At 61.6% G+C, this 17,972-nt stretch carries 13 protein-coding genes; 10 read left to right on the top strand and 3 right to left on the bottom strand.

Annotated elements, in window-relative coordinates:
• Nucleotides 1-12 precede the first annotated feature (12 nt).
• Entirely contained in the window at nt 13-1,170 is a 1,158-nt protein-coding gene (locus PPUTUW4_RS27465; RefSeq protein WP_015097437.1) for an AI-2E family transporter, read from the bottom strand.
• 548 nt (nt 1,171-1,718) lie between these two features.
• Between PPUTUW4_RS27465 and PPUTUW4_RS27460 the strand changes: the two genes are divergently transcribed.
• The 5 genes from PPUTUW4_RS27460 to PPUTUW4_RS27440 all read left to right on the top strand — a co-directional run bounded on the left by PPUTUW4_RS27460 (nt 1,719) and on the right by PPUTUW4_RS27440 (nt 9,006).
• Entirely contained in the window at nt 1,719-2,621 is a 903-nt protein-coding gene (locus PPUTUW4_RS27460; protein ID WP_015097436.1) for a LysR family transcriptional regulator, read from the top strand.
• Nucleotides 2,622-2,747: 126 nt separating this feature from the next.
• On the top strand, nt 2,748-3,374 hold the full coding sequence (locus PPUTUW4_RS27455; protein ID WP_015097435.1) for a glutathione S-transferase: 627 nt from the start codon (nt 2,748-2,750) through the stop codon (nt 3,372-3,374).
• Between the two features lie 63 nt (nt 3,375-3,437).
• A complete protein-coding gene (locus tag PPUTUW4_RS27450) occupies nt 3,438-5,468 on the top strand; it encodes a pyridoxamine 5'-phosphate oxidase family protein (protein ID WP_015097434.1) in 2,031 nt (676 codons plus the stop codon).
• 237 nt (nt 5,469-5,705) lie between these two features.
• Nucleotides 5,706-6,902, top strand: coding sequence for a DUF3142 domain-containing protein (locus tag PPUTUW4_RS27445; protein ID WP_015097433.1), 1,197 nt, complete (start codon nt 5,706-5,708; stop codon nt 6,900-6,902).
• Nucleotides 6,889-9,006 (top strand): hypothetical protein, encoded by a 2,118-nt coding sequence (locus PPUTUW4_RS27440; RefSeq protein ID WP_015097432.1) that lies wholly within the window; start codon nt 6,889-6,891, stop codon nt 9,004-9,006. The genes PPUTUW4_RS27445 and PPUTUW4_RS27440 overlap by 14 nt, the downstream gene beginning before the upstream one ends.
• A 3-nt stretch (nt 9,007-9,009) precedes the next feature.
• Here the strand turns inward: PPUTUW4_RS27440 and PPUTUW4_RS27435 are convergent, their stop codons facing one another.
• Nucleotides 9,010-9,639 carry a LysE family translocator gene (locus tag PPUTUW4_RS27435; protein WP_086780464.1) on the bottom strand — a complete coding sequence of 210 codons (630 nt, stop codon included), beginning with the start codon at nt 9,637-9,639 and terminating at the stop codon, nt 9,010-9,012.
• A 146-nt stretch (nt 9,640-9,785) separates the two neighbouring features.
• Between PPUTUW4_RS27435 and PPUTUW4_RS27430 the strand changes: the two genes are divergently transcribed.
• The gene (locus PPUTUW4_RS27430; RefSeq protein ID WP_007969928.1) at nt 9,786-10,259 is read left to right on the top strand and encodes an Lrp/AsnC family transcriptional regulator; all 474 of its coding nucleotides are present in this window, start codon (nt 9,786-9,788) and stop codon (nt 10,257-10,259) included.
• Nucleotides 10,260-10,371: 112 nt separating this feature from the next.
• Here the strand turns inward: PPUTUW4_RS27430 and lpdA are convergent, their stop codons facing one another.
• Nucleotides 10,372-11,772, bottom strand: coding sequence for a dihydrolipoyl dehydrogenase (gene lpdA / locus PPUTUW4_RS27425; protein WP_015097430.1), 1,401 nt, complete (start codon nt 11,770-11,772; stop codon nt 10,372-10,374).
• Between the two features lie 214 nt (nt 11,773-11,986).
• Between lpdA and PPUTUW4_RS27420 the strand changes: the two genes are divergently transcribed.
• From PPUTUW4_RS27420 to PPUTUW4_RS27405, 4 genes are read left to right on the top strand one after another with little or no spacing between them, the layout of a single operon-like run.
• On the top strand, nt 11,987-13,945 hold the full coding sequence (locus tag PPUTUW4_RS27420) for a protease modulator HflK (RefSeq protein WP_015097429.1): 1,959 nt from the start codon (nt 11,987-11,989) through the stop codon (nt 13,943-13,945).
• On the top strand, nt 13,942-14,985 hold the full coding sequence (locus PPUTUW4_RS27415) for a protease modulator HflC (RefSeq protein ID WP_015097428.1): 1,044 nt from the start codon (nt 13,942-13,944) through the stop codon (nt 14,983-14,985). The genes PPUTUW4_RS27420 and PPUTUW4_RS27415 overlap by 4 nt, the downstream gene beginning before the upstream one ends.
• Nucleotides 14,982-16,040 (top strand): protease modulator HflK, encoded by a 1,059-nt coding sequence (locus PPUTUW4_RS27410; protein WP_015097427.1) that lies wholly within the window; start codon nt 14,982-14,984, stop codon nt 16,038-16,040. Before PPUTUW4_RS27415 ends, PPUTUW4_RS27410 begins: the two co-directional genes overlap by 4 nt.
• Nucleotides 16,037-17,947 carry a cation-translocating P-type ATPase gene (locus tag PPUTUW4_RS27405; RefSeq protein WP_015097426.1) on the top strand — a complete coding sequence of 637 codons (1,911 nt, stop codon included), beginning with the start codon at nt 16,037-16,039 and terminating at the stop codon, nt 17,945-17,947. The genes PPUTUW4_RS27410 and PPUTUW4_RS27405 overlap by 4 nt, the downstream gene beginning before the upstream one ends.
• Nucleotides 17,948-17,972: the final 25 nt, after the last annotated feature.

Raw genomic sequence — 17,972 nt, 5'->3', positions numbered from 1 at the left:
AGCGCAAACTCCTCAGAGGGGACGCTGATCGTTCATGGTCCCGATTTGCGGTGTCTCGTTCAACGCCTCGATCTCTGGTGTTTCGTTCAGTAGTTCGGCAGACGGTTGGTCCTGGACCCATTGCCAGAAGAGCTGGTAGCCCACCGCCAGCGCAACCGGGCCGATGAACAAACCAATGAAACCACCACTGACCATGCCGCCCAGGGCGCCAATCAGAATCACCGGCATGGGGACATCGACGCCGCGGCCAAGCATCAAGGGTTTGAGGACGTTGTCGGCCATCCCGGCGATAAGGCTATAGATGCCAAACACAACAGTGGCCAGGCTCGTCCCTTCGGTGGCGAAGACATAAGCGATCACCGGAAGGGTCACCAGCAGCACCGGCAATTGCATGATCCCCATCAGCAGCGCAACCATCGCCAGCAGCCCGGCACCGGGAACGCCCATGAGCACGAAACCCACGCCGACCAGCAACATCTGAATGAACGCGATGCCTACCACGCCCTGGGCTACCGCACGGATGGTTGCGGTGCAGAGCTCGGTGATGCGTGGGCCACGCTCCGGTCCGGAAAGACGCGAGGCGATGGCCAGGGCGCTTCTTTCGCCGTTTTCGCCATAGGCCATGAACACGCCGGCAATGATCAGGGCGCCGATGAACAACAGAAAACCCACACCAACGTCGGCCATTTTGCCCAACAAGGTCAGGCCGATGGACTTGATGTAGGGCATCAGCTTCATGAACACGCTGCTCATGTTGGTGGCGGCCTGCATCCAGTAGTCGTAGAGCGGCTGGCCAATAAGCGGCAGGGACGCGATTTTTTCGCTGGGTAGCGGAATATGCAGCGTATCGGACTTGAGGATCGCCAGGGTGCCCTGGATCGATTCACTGATCGAGGTGCCCAGCAGGTAGATCGGCACCATCAGCAAGGCCAGGGCGACCACCACGATCAGAGTGGCGGCACGACCGTCCTTGTTGACCAGCTTGCGCTTGATCAGCGCATGCAGGGGGTACAGGGTGATCGCCAGAATCAGTGCCCAGAGCATGAGGTTGAGGAAGGGGTGGAAGATCTGGAAGCAGAACAGTACCAGCACCGTGATGAGCCCGGCGCGTATCAGTACATCGAGCAAACCACCGGACAGTGCTCTAGCGGAAATGTTAGTGCGCAACATTGTCGAACTCCTTGCGGTGTCACACAGGTTAGCCGGGCCGTTGAAGTTCAACTCTTCCCTACGGTGAATCTTGAAAGCAGGATCGATAAACCGTCATCCATGCGTTAACAACTAACGCCTTCTTTCATGTAGGGAAAATTCAACGAGGTACCTACTAAATCTCAATAGGTAACAGGGTGGCTTGTAGTATAGGAGCAGACGAATATTCCGCCTGATTACTCAGGCTGCAATTCTGCCGCTGTGGATATAGTCCGCTGACGAACCCATGCCGCAAGCGAGTGGGGCGTGGAGCCAAAGGCGCTTTTTCCCGGTCTGGCATTAGCCGCTTCAGCGGGCGGGGCCGGATCATTGCGGACAGTCGCACCCGTCGCAAGAAAATAACCCTCATTAATTATCAATAATCCCCGGTCCGCTCTTTGGGGGGCCACGCTTCGTTTTTACGGTGGAGGCGCTAGAGTGCAGTAGCCCGTTGATTTAGTTGTTGGGCAGCCGCGCTTAACATCCCGGCCTTCGGTTGCGATTTATCTATCTGAAATGAGGACATGCCCATGGACCGCTTCCAGGAAATGCAGGTCTTCGCTGCCGTCGCCCAGGAACAGGGTTTTTCGGCGGCGGCACGGCGTTTGGGTCTGTCGGCGGCCAGTGTCACCCGAGCAGTGGCGGCGCTGGAGCAACGTATTGGCACACAACTGCTCACGCGTACGACGCGCAGCGTGTATTTGAGTGAGGCCGGTCAGCGATATCTGGAGGACTGTCGGAGAATTCTCGCCGAGGTGCAGGAAGCGGAGGACTCGGCAGCGGGCAGCCATATCCATCCTCGTGGGCAACTGACCATCACCGCACCGGTCTTGTTTGGCGAACTGTTTGTCACGCCGCTGATGGTGAGCTACCTGACGCAGTTCCCCGAGGTCTGCATCAACGCGCTGCTGGTGGACCGGGTGGTGAGCGTGGTCGAGGAGGGCGTCGATGTGGCCATCCGTATCGGCGAGCTACCCGACAGCAATCAGCATGCAATCCGCGTGGGTGAGGTGCGGCGGGTGATCTGCGCCTCGCCTCAGTTTCTGGCCAGCCATGGTCGGCCCAGACATCCACAGGAACTGGCTCAGGCGCCGATCATTGCGACATCGGCCATTGGCCAGCTCAGGAGTTGGCCATTCATTGAAGACGGCGAAACCCTGAGTGTGCGGGCTGAACCGCGACTGGTGGTGACGGCGAATCAGGCGGCCATCACGGCAGCCAGTCTGGGGTTGGGATTCACGCGGGTGCTGTCTTATCAAGTGGCGAGCAAGGTGGCCGCCGGTGAGTTGGAGATTGTTCTGGCTGACTTCGAACTGCCGCCATTACCCATCCACGTGCTCTATCAAGGCGGGCGCAAAGCCCCGGCCCGGGTGCGCAGTTTTGTGGATTTCGCGGTCAAGATCCTGCGCGAGCATCCGGCGCTCGAGCGTTGATTTATTTCACCCAGTGAAATAATGGATTGCGTTTGCTGGTGATTCTGTTGTTTTGCTTGTGAGTGGAAGATACGACCCACCGGCGCTGATCTTCCTGAGCAGCACCACAGACCCGAGGTGTCGACCATGCAAGCGATCAAACTCTACAACTTCCCACGTTCCGGCCACGCGCATCGTGTCGAGTTGATGCTGTCCCTGCTGAAATTGCCGACCGAATTGATCTTCGTTGACCTTGCCAAGGGCGAACACAAGCAACCGGCGTTCCTGGCGCTCAATGCATTCGGTCAGGTGCCGGTGATTGATGACGAGGGTGTGGTATTGGCCGATTCCAACGCGATTCTGGTGTACCTGGCGCAAAAGTACGGCAACGGCCGTTGGTTGCCGGCTGATCCGGTGGGGGCGGCCAAAGTCCAGCGCTGGTTGTCGGTGGCTGCTGGCCCGATTGCCTTCGGTCCGGCCCGGGCCAGATTGATCACTGTATTTGGTGCGCCTTACAACGCTGAAGAAGTGATTGCCTACGCCCATACCGTGCTCAAAGTGATCGATCACGAACTGGCCGATACAGCGTATCTGGTCGGCACCGAACCGACGATTGCCGACGTCGCCGCCTACAGCTACATCGCCCATGCGCCGGAGGGCAATGTGTCGCTGGACGAGTACCCCAATATTCGCGCGTGGCTGGCCCGTATCGAAGCCTTGCCAGGTTTTGTCGGCATGCCGCGTACCGTCGCTGGCCTGCAAAAAACTGCCTGATGCTCGCGGCCCGGTGTTGCCGGGCCGCCCCGACCTGCGCCAGTGGCGCAAGGGAGAAGCCGTATGGACCGTTCACCCTGGCATTCCGGCGAGAAACAATTGCAGGCGCATGTAGGCGTTGCCGAACGAATGGAAGTTTTCGGTCGTAAGGTGATTCGCAGCGAGATGCCGGACCAGCACCGCACCTTCTATCAGCAATTGCCGTTCATGTTGTACGGAGCGGTAGATGCCGACGGTCATCCCTGGGCCAGCATCCTTGAAGGCCAGCCCGGATTCGCACACTCGCCAGCACCTGGCTTGTTGCAGTTCAGCAGCCTGCCTGCCTTTGATGATCCCGCTCAGTTGATTGATGGCGCGGCCATCGGCCTGTTGGGTATCGAGTTGCATACCCGTCGTCGCAACCGCATCAATGGACATGTGCGCGCCATGACGACCGGCGGTTTCGCGGTGACGGTGGATCAGTCCTTCGGCAATTGCCCGCAGTATATTCAGTTGCGCCAGTTTCGTTCGGTGCCGCTGGCCGACCCTTCGACGCGAGTCGCGCAACATTTCAACGAACTGGATGAAGCGGCCAAGGCCATGATCGCCGAGGCGGACACGTTCTTCGTTGCCAGTTATGTGGAGGTCGACGGCGAGCGCTCGGTGGATGTATCGCACCGTGGCGGTCAGACCGGTTTCGTACACGTGGAAGGCAATCGCCTGACCATTCCGGACTTCGCCGGCAATCTGCATTTCAACACCTTGGGTAACCTGCTGCTCAATCCCCGGGCCGGGTTGTTGTTCATCGATTTCAATACCGGTGATTTGCTGCAGCTCAGCGGGCGTACCGAAATCATCCTTGAGGGCCCGCAGGTCGAGGCGTTCCAGGGAGCCGAGCGCCTGTGGACAATCGATGTCGAACACGTCGTACGTCGCCCCGCCGCCCTGGCGTTACGCTGGCGCTTCGACGGCGTATCACCCACCAGTTTGCTCACCGGCAGCTGGGAGCAGGCTGCGGCGCGTTTGCAGGCCAAAGCCCTGGGCGATCAATGGCGGCCGTTGCGGGTGACGCGCATTGAAGAACAAAGCCACAGCATTCGCTCGATTTACCTGGAGCCCGCCGACGGAGCCGGATTACCGCTTTTCCAGGCCGGGCAGCATTTGCCCCTGCGCTTGAACATTGACGGTGAAGTGCACATCCGCACGTACAGTTTATCGAGCGCCCCGTCCGATGATTTTTTCCGCATCAGCGTAAAGCGCGACGGGCGGGTCTCTACCCATTTGCATGAGCGGATTCGGGTCGGCGACCTGTTGGAGGCGCGGGCGCCGCAAGGGCATTTCACCGTGGCGTCCCATGAGCGTCGGCCATTGGTGTTGCTGGCGGCCGGGGTAGGCATCACGCCGCTGTTGTCGATGCTGCGCGAGGTGGTTTACCAGGGATTGCGCACCCGCCGTATCCGCCCGACGTGGTTTATCCAGAGTTCGCGCACGCTGGCCGACCAGCCGTTTCGCCGCGAACTGGATCGCTTGCTCGAAGACGCCGGTGACGCGGTGCGGGTGGTGCGTCTGCTCAGCCAACCGGAAGCCGAGGCGGTGCAAGGCGCGGACTTCGACCTCAGTGGACGGATCGACGTCGCGCTGCTCAAGGAGCTGCTGACAGTCGAGGACTACGATCAGCCGGACTTTGTCGTCTGTGGCCCCGGAAGTTTTACCCAGGCGCTGTACGACGGCTTGCGCGAGCTGGACATCCGCGACTCGCGGATTCACGCCGAAACCTTTGGCCCGTCCACCTTGCGCCGACGTCCGGACCCCGACGCGGTGGTCATTGAGCAACCACCTGCCGCCACCACGTCGGTGCCCGTGGTGTTCCAGCGCTCGGCCAAGGAAGCGCGCTGGCAGCCGGAGGGCGGCAGTTTGCTGGAGTTGGCGGAAAGCCGTGGCCTGCGCCCGGAATTCAGTTGTCGCGGCGGCTCCTGTGGTACCTGCAAGACGCGCCTGGTCAGCGGTCAGGTGCATTACCCACTGCCGCCAGCGGAGGTTCCGGATGACGGACAGGTGTTGATTTGCTGTGCGATTCCGGCGCAGGGGGCGCAGCCGTTGGTGCTCGATATCTGAAGGAAGATTACCGCTGAACATTGCCCGCAGGTCGATGGCTGAGTAGGGTAGGGGCAGAACGAAAAAGGGCCGCAGAGGCTAAGGCCATTCGGTCAAGCCCCTGACCTTGTGGGAGCGGGCTTGCTCGCGAACGCGTCGTGTCAGTCAATATCAACATTGCTGACACACTGCCTTCGCGAGCAAGCCCGCTCCCACAAGGTTTGCGGCCCTTTCTGCATTTCAGGAACAGGCGTTTCAATGGTTTTTATCACTCGCTCGATCGCCTTGCTGCTGGCGCTGGTGCTGACCGCCGGATGCGAAAGGCACGACGCACCGCCGCTGGATCAGCAACTCTACGTCTGGCAGCGGCAGTGGACGCCGGCCCACGACGCTGCCCTCAGGGACAGCCGCGCTGACTTTTCAACGTTGCGGGTGTTGGCCTTGCAGGCTTTCCCCAATGCCGGTTGGAGCCGTGCCCGTATTGATCCGGTATTGCTCAGGCACGATGGCCGGCCGGTGATTGCGGTGGTGCGCCTGGACGGGCAGCTCAAGGCACTCGATCAGGAAGAGGTCGCCGCGCAGATCCGCCAGGTCATCAGCGATTGGCAGGGGCAAGGGTTGAACCTCGCCGGCGTAGAAATCGACCACGATGCCGGTAATGCCCGGCTACCGGCGTACCGCAAATTTCTCGCGCATTTGCGTGAAGCATTGCCGACTTCGCTGCCGCTGAGCATCACGGCGTTGCCGTCCTGGCTCGACAGTCGCGAACTGCCAGCGTTGTTATCCACAGTCGACAGCAGCGTGTTGCAGGTGCACGCGGTGAGCGATCCGCGTCGTGGCTTGTTTGATGCCGATCAGGCCCGGCAATGGGCGAAGGCCTGGAGCCGCGTCACGACAAAACCTTTCTATCTGGCGCTGCCGGCTTATGGCGTGGCGTTGCTGCCGTCGACGGACGGCGCACCGGTTGTGGAAAGCGAAGTGACGCTGGAGCGCGAAGGCCTGCGTCGGGAATTACTCGCCGATCCGCATTCGCTGCGCACCCTCGGCACCGAACTGCGTGCCGATCCACCCGAGCATCTGGCGGGCTTGATCTGGTTTCGCCTGCCACTGGCCAACGACCGCCGGGCCTGGAGCTTGACCACCTTGCGCGCCGTGGCGCGTGCCGATGTCCTCGACAGTCGGTTGACGCTGCAACTCTCGGCCGACAATGGCCTCTATGACATCGGCATCAGCAACCAGGGCAACCTCGACAGCGCCTGGCCCGAACGCCTGACACTCGCGGTCAGCGGCTGTGAAGGGGCCGATGCCTTGGCCGGTTACGCGTTGCAACAGCGTCCCGATCTGCTTACCTTCACCCGCCTGCGCGATGGCCGAATTCCGGCCGGCGGACAGCGTGCCATCGGTTGGGCTCGCTGCGCACACATTGATCAAGGAGGTTCGAATGTTCACCCGTAACTGGCCGCGTCATTTGCTTTGCCTGAGCCTCAGCCTGCCGCTGGGCTCGGCGCTGGCCTGCGGCCCGGACTTCCCCATGCGCCTGCTGGATAACCGTGGCCAGTCGCTGGCGGAACTGCCCGAAGGCAACTTCAGCTTTGAAATCAGCCGCCTCGGCCACGCCATCAACGGCTTGAAGAACGTCACCTCTGGCGCCGACTATAGCGATCAACCTGACGCAGTAGCGCTACGGGATCAGGCCGAGCAGGCGGGACTTTCTGCTGAGCAACAAGTGCTGGTGAAACACCTGCGCAGCCTGACGGATGCCCGTCAGGTTGAAACCGAAGGCGCGCAACTGCCGCCCGAGCTCAGGTGGTACCTGGCCGGCGCTGTGGCATTTGGCGCGGGTGATAATGCCTTGGCCGCCGGGTATTTCAAGAAAGTGCTGGCCTTGCCCGCCGAGCAACGGGCTTCGCGCAGCACCTGGGCGGCTTACTCGCTGGGGCGCGCGTTGTTCGCCATGAGTGCCGAAGCCAATGCGGCGCCGGATCTGCTTGAACAATCGGCCAAGGCCTTCGAGCAAACCCGGCAGATGAGCATCGACGGCTTCAGCGATCCGCTGGAACTGGGCGTCGCGAGCCTCGGCGAAGAAGCCCGGGTCGTGCGTGCTGCCGGCGACTGGAATCGTGCTATCGAACTGTACGCCACGCAGAATCTGCACGGTTCCGCGGTGGGCTATTCCTCGTTGAAGCTGTTGATGGCGGACCTGATGACGCTGCCGGAGGATCAAGTGGCCGAGTTGCTCAAGGGCCAGCCCGTGCAGCAGTTGGTGACCGCGTCCTTGATCAGCCGCTTGGGCTGGTCGTTTGGCGAGCAACCACCGAACGAACAGAAAATGATCAAGCTGTTGCAAAACAGCACGCGCGGCAGTCTCGAAAACGCCGACCGCCTGGCGGCAATGAATTATCAACAGGGCGATTACGCCAGCGCCAAGGCGTTCCTCGAGCATGCCGGCGATGGCGGGTTGGCCTGGTGGCTGCGGGCAAAACTGGCGGTGCGCGACGGCGACAAAACCGCGGCCGCCGCAGCCTATGCCAAGGCGGCCCAGGCCTTCCCGCAGAATGAATCCTGGGGCGAGCGACGGACCCCGGACTACGATTATGAAACGCTCCAGCCCAAATGCCGGGTCGAGGGTGAAAGTGCGATCCTCGCCCTGCAACGCGGGGATTACCTGCAAGCCTTCGATCAGCTGTATCGCAGCCAAAGCATTTACTGGTTCGACGCCGCCACCGTTGCCGAACGCGTGTTGACCCTCGAAGAACTCAAGCACTACGTCGACACACAAGTGCCGGCCCCGCAACCGCTCAGCCAGCAGGAACGCGACAATTACGTGCCCTTACCCGTAGCGGCGAGCCTGCGCAATCTGCTGGGGCGGCGTTTGTTGCGCGAAGGCCATTACGAGCAAGCGCCGGCGTACTTCGATAATGACGGCTTGCGGCACAAGGCCAGGTTGTACGGCGAGCAACGCCAGGCGGCAGATTCAGCCTGGTGGCCGACCCGTCGCGCCGCTGCACTGTTCAATGCCGCCTGGACGGCGCGTGAGTGGGGCATGGATATTCTGGGCTACGAAATGGCGCCGGATTACGCCACGTTCGGCGGCAATTACATCCTTGAAAACGCCGAACTCAAGGTCGGTCCATTGATGGCCGAGGACGAAGTGAAGCGTCAGCAGGCCAGCGCCGCCCAGCCCGATCAGCGTTATCACTATCGCTTCGTGGCCACGGCGCTGGCGAGCAGGGCAGCGGATAACCTGCCTCATACCAGTCAGGCGTTTGCGGCGGTGCTGTGCGAGGCCTCGGGGTGGAACAGCAGCCTCGAGGAGCAAAGCGCGATTTATCAGCGTTATGTCAAAGAAGGGCCTTACGTGGAGTGGGCCGCCGATTTCGGCCACCAGTGCCCGTACCCCGATTTCGAGAACGCCGACAAGCGCTACGTGACTCAAGTCACCGACGCAGCGCGTTCGGCCTTGCGCCCGTACAAGACGCCGTTGCAGGTCGGTAGTGTACTGGCGTTCGCGGCAGCCGCGCTGTTGCTGTTCAAGCGTCGCCGCCGCAAGGCGCCGTGAGGTTCAAGCCTGTTGCACAAAGGTCAGCCGCACGGCGAAACCGATCAACAGGCTGCCGAACAACCATTGTTGCAGGCGCTGGGCTGAAGGGCTGCGTTGCAGCCAGCGGCCGAGTGCCGCGCCGATCAGGGCGTAAGCGCTGTCGAACAGCAGACCGACACCGACCAGCACCACACCCAAGGTCGCAAATTGTCCGAGCACCGGCCCGGCCTGTGGGTTGATGAATTGCGGCAGCAGCACCGAGCAGAACAACAGTGCCTTGGGGTTGAGCAGGTTGGTCAGCAATCCGCGCCGGATGGCGATGCTCCAGCGCGTTTTTTCGCCGGTTGTGTCGGCGCTTCCGAGGTTCGGCAGCATCGTCGTCCGCAGGCACTGAATGCCGATCCACAGCAGGTACGCGGCGCCTGCCAGGCGCACCACATCGAAGGTCCAGGGCGCCGCCTTGAACAGCGCCGCCAGCCCCAGCGCCGCCAATCCCACATGACAACCCCGGGCGATGCCCAAACCCACGGCGGTGGCCAGCGCGGCGCCTTTGCCCTGGCGGGCACCTGTCTGCAACAGCAGGATCATGTCAGGCCCCGGCAACAGATAGACCACCGCCAGCGCCATGAAAAACATCCAGAGTCCGTCCACGTTGCACCCCCATTCGTTGTCGATTCGGTAGTGCCAGTCTAGGGCCGGAGGGCAGGGCAGGTGCTTGCGTTTTCAGCTTCTATCGGGGGCTTTATTGGCATAATCTGCCACTTCTTTTCGAGTTAACTATCGGAATCTGCCAAACCATGAAACTTGACGCCTACGACCGCAAGATTCTCGCCGCACTGCAACGGGATGGCCGCCTGAGCAATGTGCAACTGGCAGACGAGATCGGCCTGTCGGCATCACCGTGCTTGCGCCGGGTACGGATGCTTGAAGAGGCGGGGGTGATTCGCGGCTACCAGGCCAATCTGGATCGCGACGAAGTGGGGTTGGGGCTGACGGTGTTTGTCGGGGTCAAGGTCGAGCGCCATAACGACGAACAGGCCGAAGCCTTTCGCCTGGCGGTGACGGCATTGCCCGAAGTGATTTCGGCGTTCCTGGTATCAGGGGAGTCGGATTTTCTGCTGCAGGTGGTGGTGCCGGATTTGCGTGCCTATGACCGGTTTCTCACCGGGCGTTTGTTGAAACTGCCGGGTGTGAGCGACATCCGCAGCAATTTTGCGATTCATACGGTGAAGGCGCCGGGGGCGTTGCCGTTGGAGCATTTGCCGCTTTAGACCGCATGCACCGCTATCGCGAGCAGGCTCGCTCCCACAAGTACAGTGCAATCCTTGTGGGAGCGAGCCTGCTCGCGAATGCTATGGATCAGTCACTGCAACGCTTCAAGCCTTACATCTGAGTCGCCATCCCCTCCACATTCATCGCCGCCTGGCGCAACGCCTCGGAGCGGGTCGGGTGTGGGTGGCAGGTCAAGGCGATGTCTTCGGCCGAGGCGCTGAATTCCATGGCCACGCAATACTCGCCAATCATTTCACTGACACTCGGGCCAACCAGATGCACGCCGAGGATTTCGTCCGTGCGCTCATCGGCCAGCACTTTGGCAAAGCCTTCGGTCTCGTGGTTGATCTTCGCCCGGCTGTTGGCGGTGAACGGAAACTTGCCCACCTTGTACGCACGGCCTTCGGCCTTGAGCTGCTCCTCGGTCTTGCCGACGCTGGCCAGCTCCGGCCTGGTGTAGACCACGCTGGGAATCAGGTTGTAGTTGACCTCACCAGCCTTGCCGACGATCTGTTCGACACAGGCCATGGCTTCGTCCTCGGCCTTGTGCGCGAGCATGGGGCCGGAGGTCACGTCACCAATCACCCAGACTCCGGCGGCTTCGGTGCGATGCCCCTTGTTGGCGAGCATGCCGCGCTTGTCCGTGGCGAGGCCGACGTTCTCCAGGCCCAGGCCCTGTGTATAAGGTCGGCGCCCGATGGCCACCAATACGTAATCCGCTTCCAGCAACTCGGCAGTGCCGCCTGCGGCAGGCTCGATGCTGAGCTGTACACCGGTGGCGGAGGTGGTGGCGCTGGTCACTTTCGAACTCAGCTTGAAGCTCAAGCCTTGTTTGCTCAGGGAGCGTTGCAGGGTTTTACCGGCTTCGATGTCCACGCCGGGGCAGATCCGGTCAAGGAACTCGACCACCGTCACCTGTGCCCCCAGGCGTCGCCATACCGATCCCAGCTCCAGGCCGATCACACCGGCGCCGATCACCACCAGATGTTTGGGCACCTCGGTCAGTGACAGGGCGCCGGTGGAGTCGAGGATGCGCTTGTTATCGATGTCCACGCCGGGCAGGGGAGTGGGTTCGGAACCGGTGGCGATGATGATGTCCCTGGCGCTCAGTTCGGTCTTGCCGCCGGCGCTGTCGGTCACCGTGACTTTGCCCGGCCCGTCGATGTGGCCCCAGCCCTTGATCCAGTCGACTTTGTTCTTGCGGAAAAGAAACTCGATGCCCTTGGTCAGCCCGGTAACGCTTTCATCCTTTTGCTTCATCATCTGGGCGAGGTTGAGGCTGGGCTTGACGTCGATCCCCAGGTTGGCGAACTCCGCGCCCATGGCCGCGTCGTACAGTTCGGAGGCATGCAGCAATGCCTTGGATGGCATGCAGCCGACATTCAGGCAGGTGCCGCCGAGTGTGGCGCGCCCTTCCACGCAGGCCGCCTTCAGACCCAGTTGTCCGGCGCGGATCGCCGCGTTGTAACCGCCGGGGCCACCGCCGAGTATCACGACGTCATAAGTGCTCATGGATGTACTCCTGGATCGAAAGGGGAAGGGATGGGTAAAAGTAGTTCCTGGATAAAATTACGAACGTAATATGTGCGTTCTGCAGCATTTCGGTCAAGGTTTCAGCCAAGCGACAGCTTGGGCATCTTTAGATAGCGCGCTTGAATACGGAAATTTCACCATTTCCGTTATATCGTAACGAATTGCCATGTTAGCGAAGACACTCTGGGGTGGTATGCAAGTCGATCTCGATGTTGATGAAACGCCGCTGGCCGAGTTGCCGCGCTTTCAGCAGGCGTTCATTCAAGGGCGGCGTTTGCGCCAGTTCGCCATCGGTGCGGGCGTACTCGCCACCGTGGGTGCGTTGCTGGCGTTTTTTGCCGGGCTGTTCGCCTCGAAAATGTTGTGGTCCGCGTTGTTGCTGAATTTGAGCGCTGCGTTTGTGGTGCTCATGGCGGGTTTGCAATCGGCCGGGTGGGTTGCCCAATGGCGTGCCCGTGCCATGAATCCCGTGGCGCCGGCGGTGGTTGTCGAGGAATCTGCCGAGCCTTTGGGCTGGTATGAACGTTTGCTGGACCGGATCAGTCGGCAATCGCACAACCTGCTCGGGCAAATTGGCGCGCCGACGCTGTGGCTTGGCGGTTGGGCGTTGTTGGCGGTGTTGGGTGTCGAACAGGCCTGGGACCTTTCGTTACCCCCCGCAGGGTTGGGGCTGGCGGCCACTGTCGGGGCGGCGTGCTCATTGCTGTTGGCCTTCGGCCTGTTGGTGATGGAGCGTCATCTGGCGCAAGAAAACACCGCGCAATGGCCTGAGGCCGCCGCGTTGGCGCAATTGACCCGTGTGCCGATCATCAGCCTGCTACTCGCTGCGTTTTGTCTGTTGTTTGCCGATGAGTCGTCGATATGGCCCGTACGCCTGGCGGTGTTGTCCGGACTCCTGCCGGGGTTGGTGGCGGCAGAGCAGTTGCTGCGTGCGGTGTTGTCATTGTTCAGTCCCCGCCGCGAACGCCTTGAGCCGGAGTTACTGGCGCGCAGCTTTGTCGCCGACATGCTGCGCTGGCCACCACAGCCGTTGCTGGCGTTGCAGCACGAATTACACAGCCGCTTCGGTATAGATCTGCGGCAGATCTGGGCCTTCACTTACATGCGTCGGGCGTTCATGCCGGTTTTGGGGGTGGTTACGCTGGTTGGCTGGTCGCTGACAGGCATTCACGAAATTGCGCTGCAAGGGCGCGGTATCTATGAACGATTCGGCAAGCCGGTGGAAGTGTTTGGCCCGGGTTTGCATCTAGGCCTGCCTTGGCCATTAGGCCGGGTATTGAGCGTCGAGAATGGCGTGGTTCACGAGTTGGCCACCAGTGTTGGCGAAACTACGACCCCTGCTCAGGCAGACCCTGCCGAAGGCCCGGCCCCTGCAATTGCCAATCGCCTCTGGGACGCCAGTCATGTGAACGATAAATCCCAGGTGATCGCCAGCAGCCGAGCCGACAAGCAGAGCTTTCAGATCGTCAACATGGATGTGCGCTTCGTCTATCGCATTGGTCTGAGCGATGAGGCGGCATTGGCCGCGACCTATAACAGTGCCGATGTGCCGATGTTGATTCGCAGCACGGCCAGCCGAATCCTGGTTCACGATTTTGCCTCGCGCACTCTCGACGGTTTATTGGGTGAGGACAGGGTAGGGCTGGCGGAAGAAATCGGCCGCGCCGTTCAGGCGGACCTGAAAAAACTCGACAGCGGTGTGGAAATTCTCGCCACGGTGGTCGAGGCGATTCACCCGCCGGCCGGTGCCGCCAACGCCTATCACGGCGTGCAAGCGGCGCAGATTGGGGCGCAAGCCTTGATTGCCCGTGAGCGCGGTGCCGCCGCCGAAGCCACTCACCAGGCGCAGTTGCAGGCCAGCATCGCCCGCGATCAGGCGACGGCCAGCGCCCGTGAAATCAATGCTGGCGCCCAGGCTGCGGACCTGAAATTCAACGCCGAGCAGAAAGCCTATGCCAGCGCTGGCCAGGCCTTCGTGCTGGAGCAGTATTTCAGTCAGTTGTCCCAGGGTTTGGCCAACGCCAGATTGCTGGTGCTCGATCATCGTCTGGGCGGCAGCAGCAATGCGCCGATCATCGACCTCCGTACTTTCACGCTGCCGGTTGATCCTGCGCCGTCGCGTAAAACCGTTCAGCCAGGAGCTGCCAATTGAGCCAGTCCCATACGCACGATCACGCTGACCACAGTGGCCACGATCACGGCCATGGCGGGCACCACCATCACGGCCATCACCATCATCACCACGGCGATCCGCAGGAGGCCGGTCCATTCCCGTGGCGCCGCATGGGCTGGGCGGCATTGCTGGTGGCGTTTGCCGTCGCCGCCGCGAGCCTGGTGCAGGTGCGTTCGGGGGAGGCTACGGTGATCACGCGCTTCGGCAATCCTTCACGGGTCTTGCTGGAGCCGGGGCTGGGCTGGCGCTGGCCGGCACCGTTCGAGGCGGCGATCCCGGTGGATCTGCGGCTGCGCACCACGTCCAGCGGTTTGCAGGATGTCGGCACCCGGGACGGTTTGCGCATCATCGTCCAGGCCTACGTGGCGTGGCAGGTGCAGGGCGATCCGGGCAATGTGCAACGCTTCATGCGTGCAGTGCAGAACCAGCCTGATGAGGCTGCGCGGCAGATTCGTACCTTTGTCGGCTCCGCGCTGGAGACCACCGCCAGCAGTTTTGATCTGTCGAACCTGGTCAATACCGATTCCAGCCAGGTACGCATCGCCGATTTCGAAGCGCAACTGCGCAAGCAAATCGATCAGCAGTTGCTCAGCACTTATGGCGTGCGCGTGTTGCAGGTCGGCATCGAACGACTGACGCTGCCTTCGGTAACGCTCACCGCGACCGTCGACCGGATGCGCGCCGAGCGTGAAACCATTGCCACCGAACGTACGGCCATCGGCAAGCGTGAAGCCGCACAAATTCGTTCTGCCGCCGAACGTGATGCGCGAATTGTGCAGGCTGATGCCACAGTGAAAGCGGCAGATATCGAAGCGCAATCACGCGTCGAAGCGGCGCAGATTTATGGTCGCGCCTATGCGGCGTCGCCGCAGCTTTACAACCTGCTGCGTTCGCTCGACACCTTGGGCACTGTGGTGACCCCGGGCACCAAGCTGATTCTGCGTACCGATGCCGCACCGTTCCGGGTGCTGGTTGACGGTCCGCCGAGCCTCGACAACAAGCCTGGATCGCAGCCATGAGTTTGGTTCCACGTGGAACAAATGAGTTGAGCAGCCCCTGGATTCAGGCCGGGCGTCTGGCGTTTATTGCGCTGTATGCGGTGACGGTGTTGGCGGCATTGGCGTGGGCGTTTTCCAATGTGCGGCAGATCGATCCACAAAATCGCGCCGTGGTTTTGCATTTTGGCGCGCTGGATCGCATTCAGAGTGCCGGGCTGCTTCTGGCTTGGCCGCAACCCTTCGAGCAGGTGATTTTGTTGCCGGCGGCGGATCGGGTGATCGAGCGTCGAGTGGAAAGCCTGTTGCGTAGTGATGCCGCGACGCAGGCTGATCGCGTGGCAAGTGTTGCCACGCCCATCAGCGATGCCCTCGCAGGCTCCGGTTATCTGTTAACGGGTGACGCCGGCGTGGTGCAACTCGATGTGCGGGTTTTCTACAAGGTCACCGAGCCCTATGCGTTTGTGCTTCAGGGCGAACATGTGTTGCCGGCTCTGGATCGGCTGGTGACCCGCAGCGCGCTAGCGCTCACGGCCGCACGTGATCTGGACACCATTCTGGTCGCTCGTCCGGAACTGATCGGCGCCGATAGCCTGGCGGCGGAGCGGCGTGAGCGCTTGCGTGGTGATCTGGTGCAGGGCATCAATCAACGGCTGGCCGAACTCACAGCAACAGGGCAAGGCTTGGGCATCGAAGTGGCGCGGGTCGATGTGCAATCTAGTTTGCCGAGTCCTGCAGTTAACGCATTCAACGCGGTACTGACCGCCAGCCAGCAAGCCGACAAGGCCGTTGCCAATGCCCGCACCGAAGCCGAGAAGTTGACGCAAACCGCCAACGAGCAAGCCGACCGTACGCTGCAAGTGGCCCATGCCCAGGCGAGTGAACGGTTGGCCAAAGCGTCTGCCGATACGGCCACCGTGTTGAGCCTGGCCAAGGCCGAGCAGCAAGGTATCGACCCACAGATGTTGCTGCGCATTTATCGTGAGCGCATGCCGAAAATTTTCGGCCAGGCAGGTTCGGTCACTACGGTCGATCCCAAAGACGATTCACGCCTGATCATTCAGGGAGCTGCACAATGACCGCTCAAACCGCCGCTGCACCGAGCCTGTTGTCTTCGGCTGAACAGCGCCGCGCCGCGCGCCAGTTGACCCTGGCCATGCTCGCATTGGGCTTGCTTGCGCTGGGCCTGATCTGGCGTTGGCTGGCGCCGGAGCAGGCCGGTGTCAGTCAGTTGCTGCTGGGATTGGCTTCGTTACTGGTTGCTGTACCGGTCATGCGCTCGGCCTGGTACAGCCTGCGTTATCCAAGCCTGCACGGCATCACTGATCAATTGATTGCCCTGGCCATGCTGGGTGCCTGGGCCACCGGGGATCTGCTGACGGCAGCCCTGTTGCCGATCATCATGATCTTCGGCCACGTGCTGGAGGAGCGCAGCGTGATCGGCTCCCAGGAGGCGATTCACGCCCTCGGCAAACTGACCCGCAGCCACGCACGCAAGATTCAGGCGGACGGCTCCATCATCGAAGTCGACAACGGCACGCTCAAGGCGGGCGATCGGGTCGAGGTGCGCGCCGGGGACCGGGTACCGGCGGATGGCCGTGTGTTATTCGGCCAGGCCAGTCTGGACACCGCCTCCATAACCGGCGAATCGATACCGATGGAGGCCGGTGTCGGCATGTCGGTGTTCGGTGGTGCGATCAACCTCGATGGTCTGCTGCGAATCGAAGTGACCCGCACCGGCCATGAGTCGACCCTCGGCAAAGTGATTGCCCTGATGCAAAACGCCGAGCGTTCGAAGCCGCCCATTACCCGCTTGCTGGAGCGCTACGCCGGCAGCTACATGGTGCTGGTGTTGCTGCTGGCGGCCGTGACCTGGTTCATCACCAACAACGCCCAGGCGATGCTCGCGGTGTTGGTGGCGGCCTGTCCTTGTGCGCTGGTGTTGTCGGCGCCGGCCACGGCAATTGCGGGTGTGGCGGTGGCGGCACGCCACGGGATTCTGATCCGCAGTTCCGCATTCCTCGAAGAGTTGGCGGACCTGACCTCGCTGGTGGTCGACAAGACCGGGACGCTGACCTTCGGCACCTTGCGTCTGCAATCCATCGACAGCCCGCTGGAGGATCGCAGCCATGTGCTGACGCTGGCGGCGAGCCTCGGCTCGGCCAGCAGTCATCCGGTCAGCCGCGCCCTCGCGGGGTTGGTGGCCCAGGAAGATTTTCTGCTGCTGACCGACATTAATGAGCGCCAGGGCCTTGGTGTGGTGGCGATGACCGGGCAGGGCGAAGCGGCGCTCGGCCGGCCGGAGTTGTTTGCGCAACTGGGCATCAGTACAACGGCGGTTCCCGATCACGATGGTCCGATTGCCGGGCTGGCGCTCAATGGGGAGTTTCTTGCCTGGCTGTTGCTGGCCGACAGTGTCAAACCCGAGGCGCAATTTGCCTTGGGTGAGTTGCGTGAACTGGGTCTGGGTCGTCAGTTGTTGCTCACGGGAGACCGCCATAGCGTTGCGCAAACGCTCGCCCGGGATGTCGGAATTAGCGAAGTCGAAGCGCAAGCCCTGCCCGAAGACAAACTCAATCGCGTGCTCAAGGAAATCGACAGCGGCTTTCGGCCGATGGTGGTCGGCGATGGCATCAATGATTCACTGGCCCTCAAGGTGGGTGTGGTCGGTGTAGCCATGGGGGCGGGCGGTGCAGACATCGCCTTGGCATCGGCTGACATCGTGCTTATTGGCAGTGACCTGCGTCGCCTCGGCACCTGCGTACGCCTGAGTCGCCAGTGCCGCCAGACATTGCAGGTCAATGTGATCATCGGGCTGGGCTGGACCCTGGCCATCGTGGCCTTCGCCGCGTTCGGCTGGCTCGGCGCTGCCGGGGCGATGATTGCGGCGTTGCTGCATAACTTCAGCACGTTGTTGGTGCTGGGCAATGCCGGTCGATTGCTGCGATTTCAGGAGCCCTTACTCAAACTCAAGGCCGAAGTCTGAAAGCGAATGCTCTAAACCGGGTGAT

It is taken from the genome of Pseudomonas sp. UW4, assembly GCF_000316175.1.
GTDB lineage: Bacteria > Pseudomonadota > Gammaproteobacteria > Pseudomonadales > Pseudomonadaceae > Aquipseudomonas > Aquipseudomonas laurylsulfatiphila.
The sequence above is the reverse complement of the archived record's forward strand: the minus strand, read 5'-3'. Positions and strand labels throughout refer to the sequence as shown.

Bases quoted from the DNA above. Each gene is read 5' to 3' on its own strand.
- PPUTUW4_RS27465 (WP_015097437.1), bottom strand. From the start codon at position 1,170: ATGTTGCGCACTAACATTTCCGCTAGAGCACTGTCCGGTGGTTTGCTC.
- PPUTUW4_RS27460 (WP_015097436.1), top strand. From the start codon at position 1,719: ATGGACCGCTTCCAGGAAATGCAGGTCTTCGCTGCCGTCGCCCAGGAA.
- PPUTUW4_RS27455 (WP_015097435.1), top strand. From the start codon at position 2,748: ATGCAAGCGATCAAACTCTACAACTTCCCACGTTCCGGCCACGCGCAT.
- PPUTUW4_RS27450 (WP_015097434.1), top strand. From the start codon at position 3,438: ATGGACCGTTCACCCTGGCATTCCGGCGAGAAACAATTGCAGGCGCAT.
- PPUTUW4_RS27445 (WP_015097433.1), top strand. From the start codon at position 5,706: ATGGTTTTTATCACTCGCTCGATCGCCTTGCTGCTGGCGCTGGTGCTG.
- PPUTUW4_RS27440 (WP_015097432.1), top strand. From the start codon at position 6,889: ATGTTCACCCGTAACTGGCCGCGTCATTTGCTTTGCCTGAGCCTCAGC.
- PPUTUW4_RS27430 (WP_007969928.1), top strand. From the start codon at position 9,786: ATGAAACTTGACGCCTACGACCGCAAGATTCTCGCCGCACTGCAACGG.
- lpdA (WP_015097430.1), bottom strand. From the start codon at position 11,772: ATGAGCACTTATGACGTCGTGATACTCGGCGGTGGCCCCGGCGGTTAC.
- PPUTUW4_RS27420 (WP_015097429.1), top strand. From the start codon at position 11,987: ATGCAAGTCGATCTCGATGTTGATGAAACGCCGCTGGCCGAGTTGCCG.
- PPUTUW4_RS27410 (WP_015097427.1), top strand. From the start codon at position 14,982: ATGAGTTTGGTTCCACGTGGAACAAATGAGTTGAGCAGCCCCTGGATT.
- PPUTUW4_RS27405 (WP_015097426.1), top strand. From the start codon at position 16,037: ATGACCGCTCAAACCGCCGCTGCACCGAGCCTGTTGTCTTCGGCTGAA.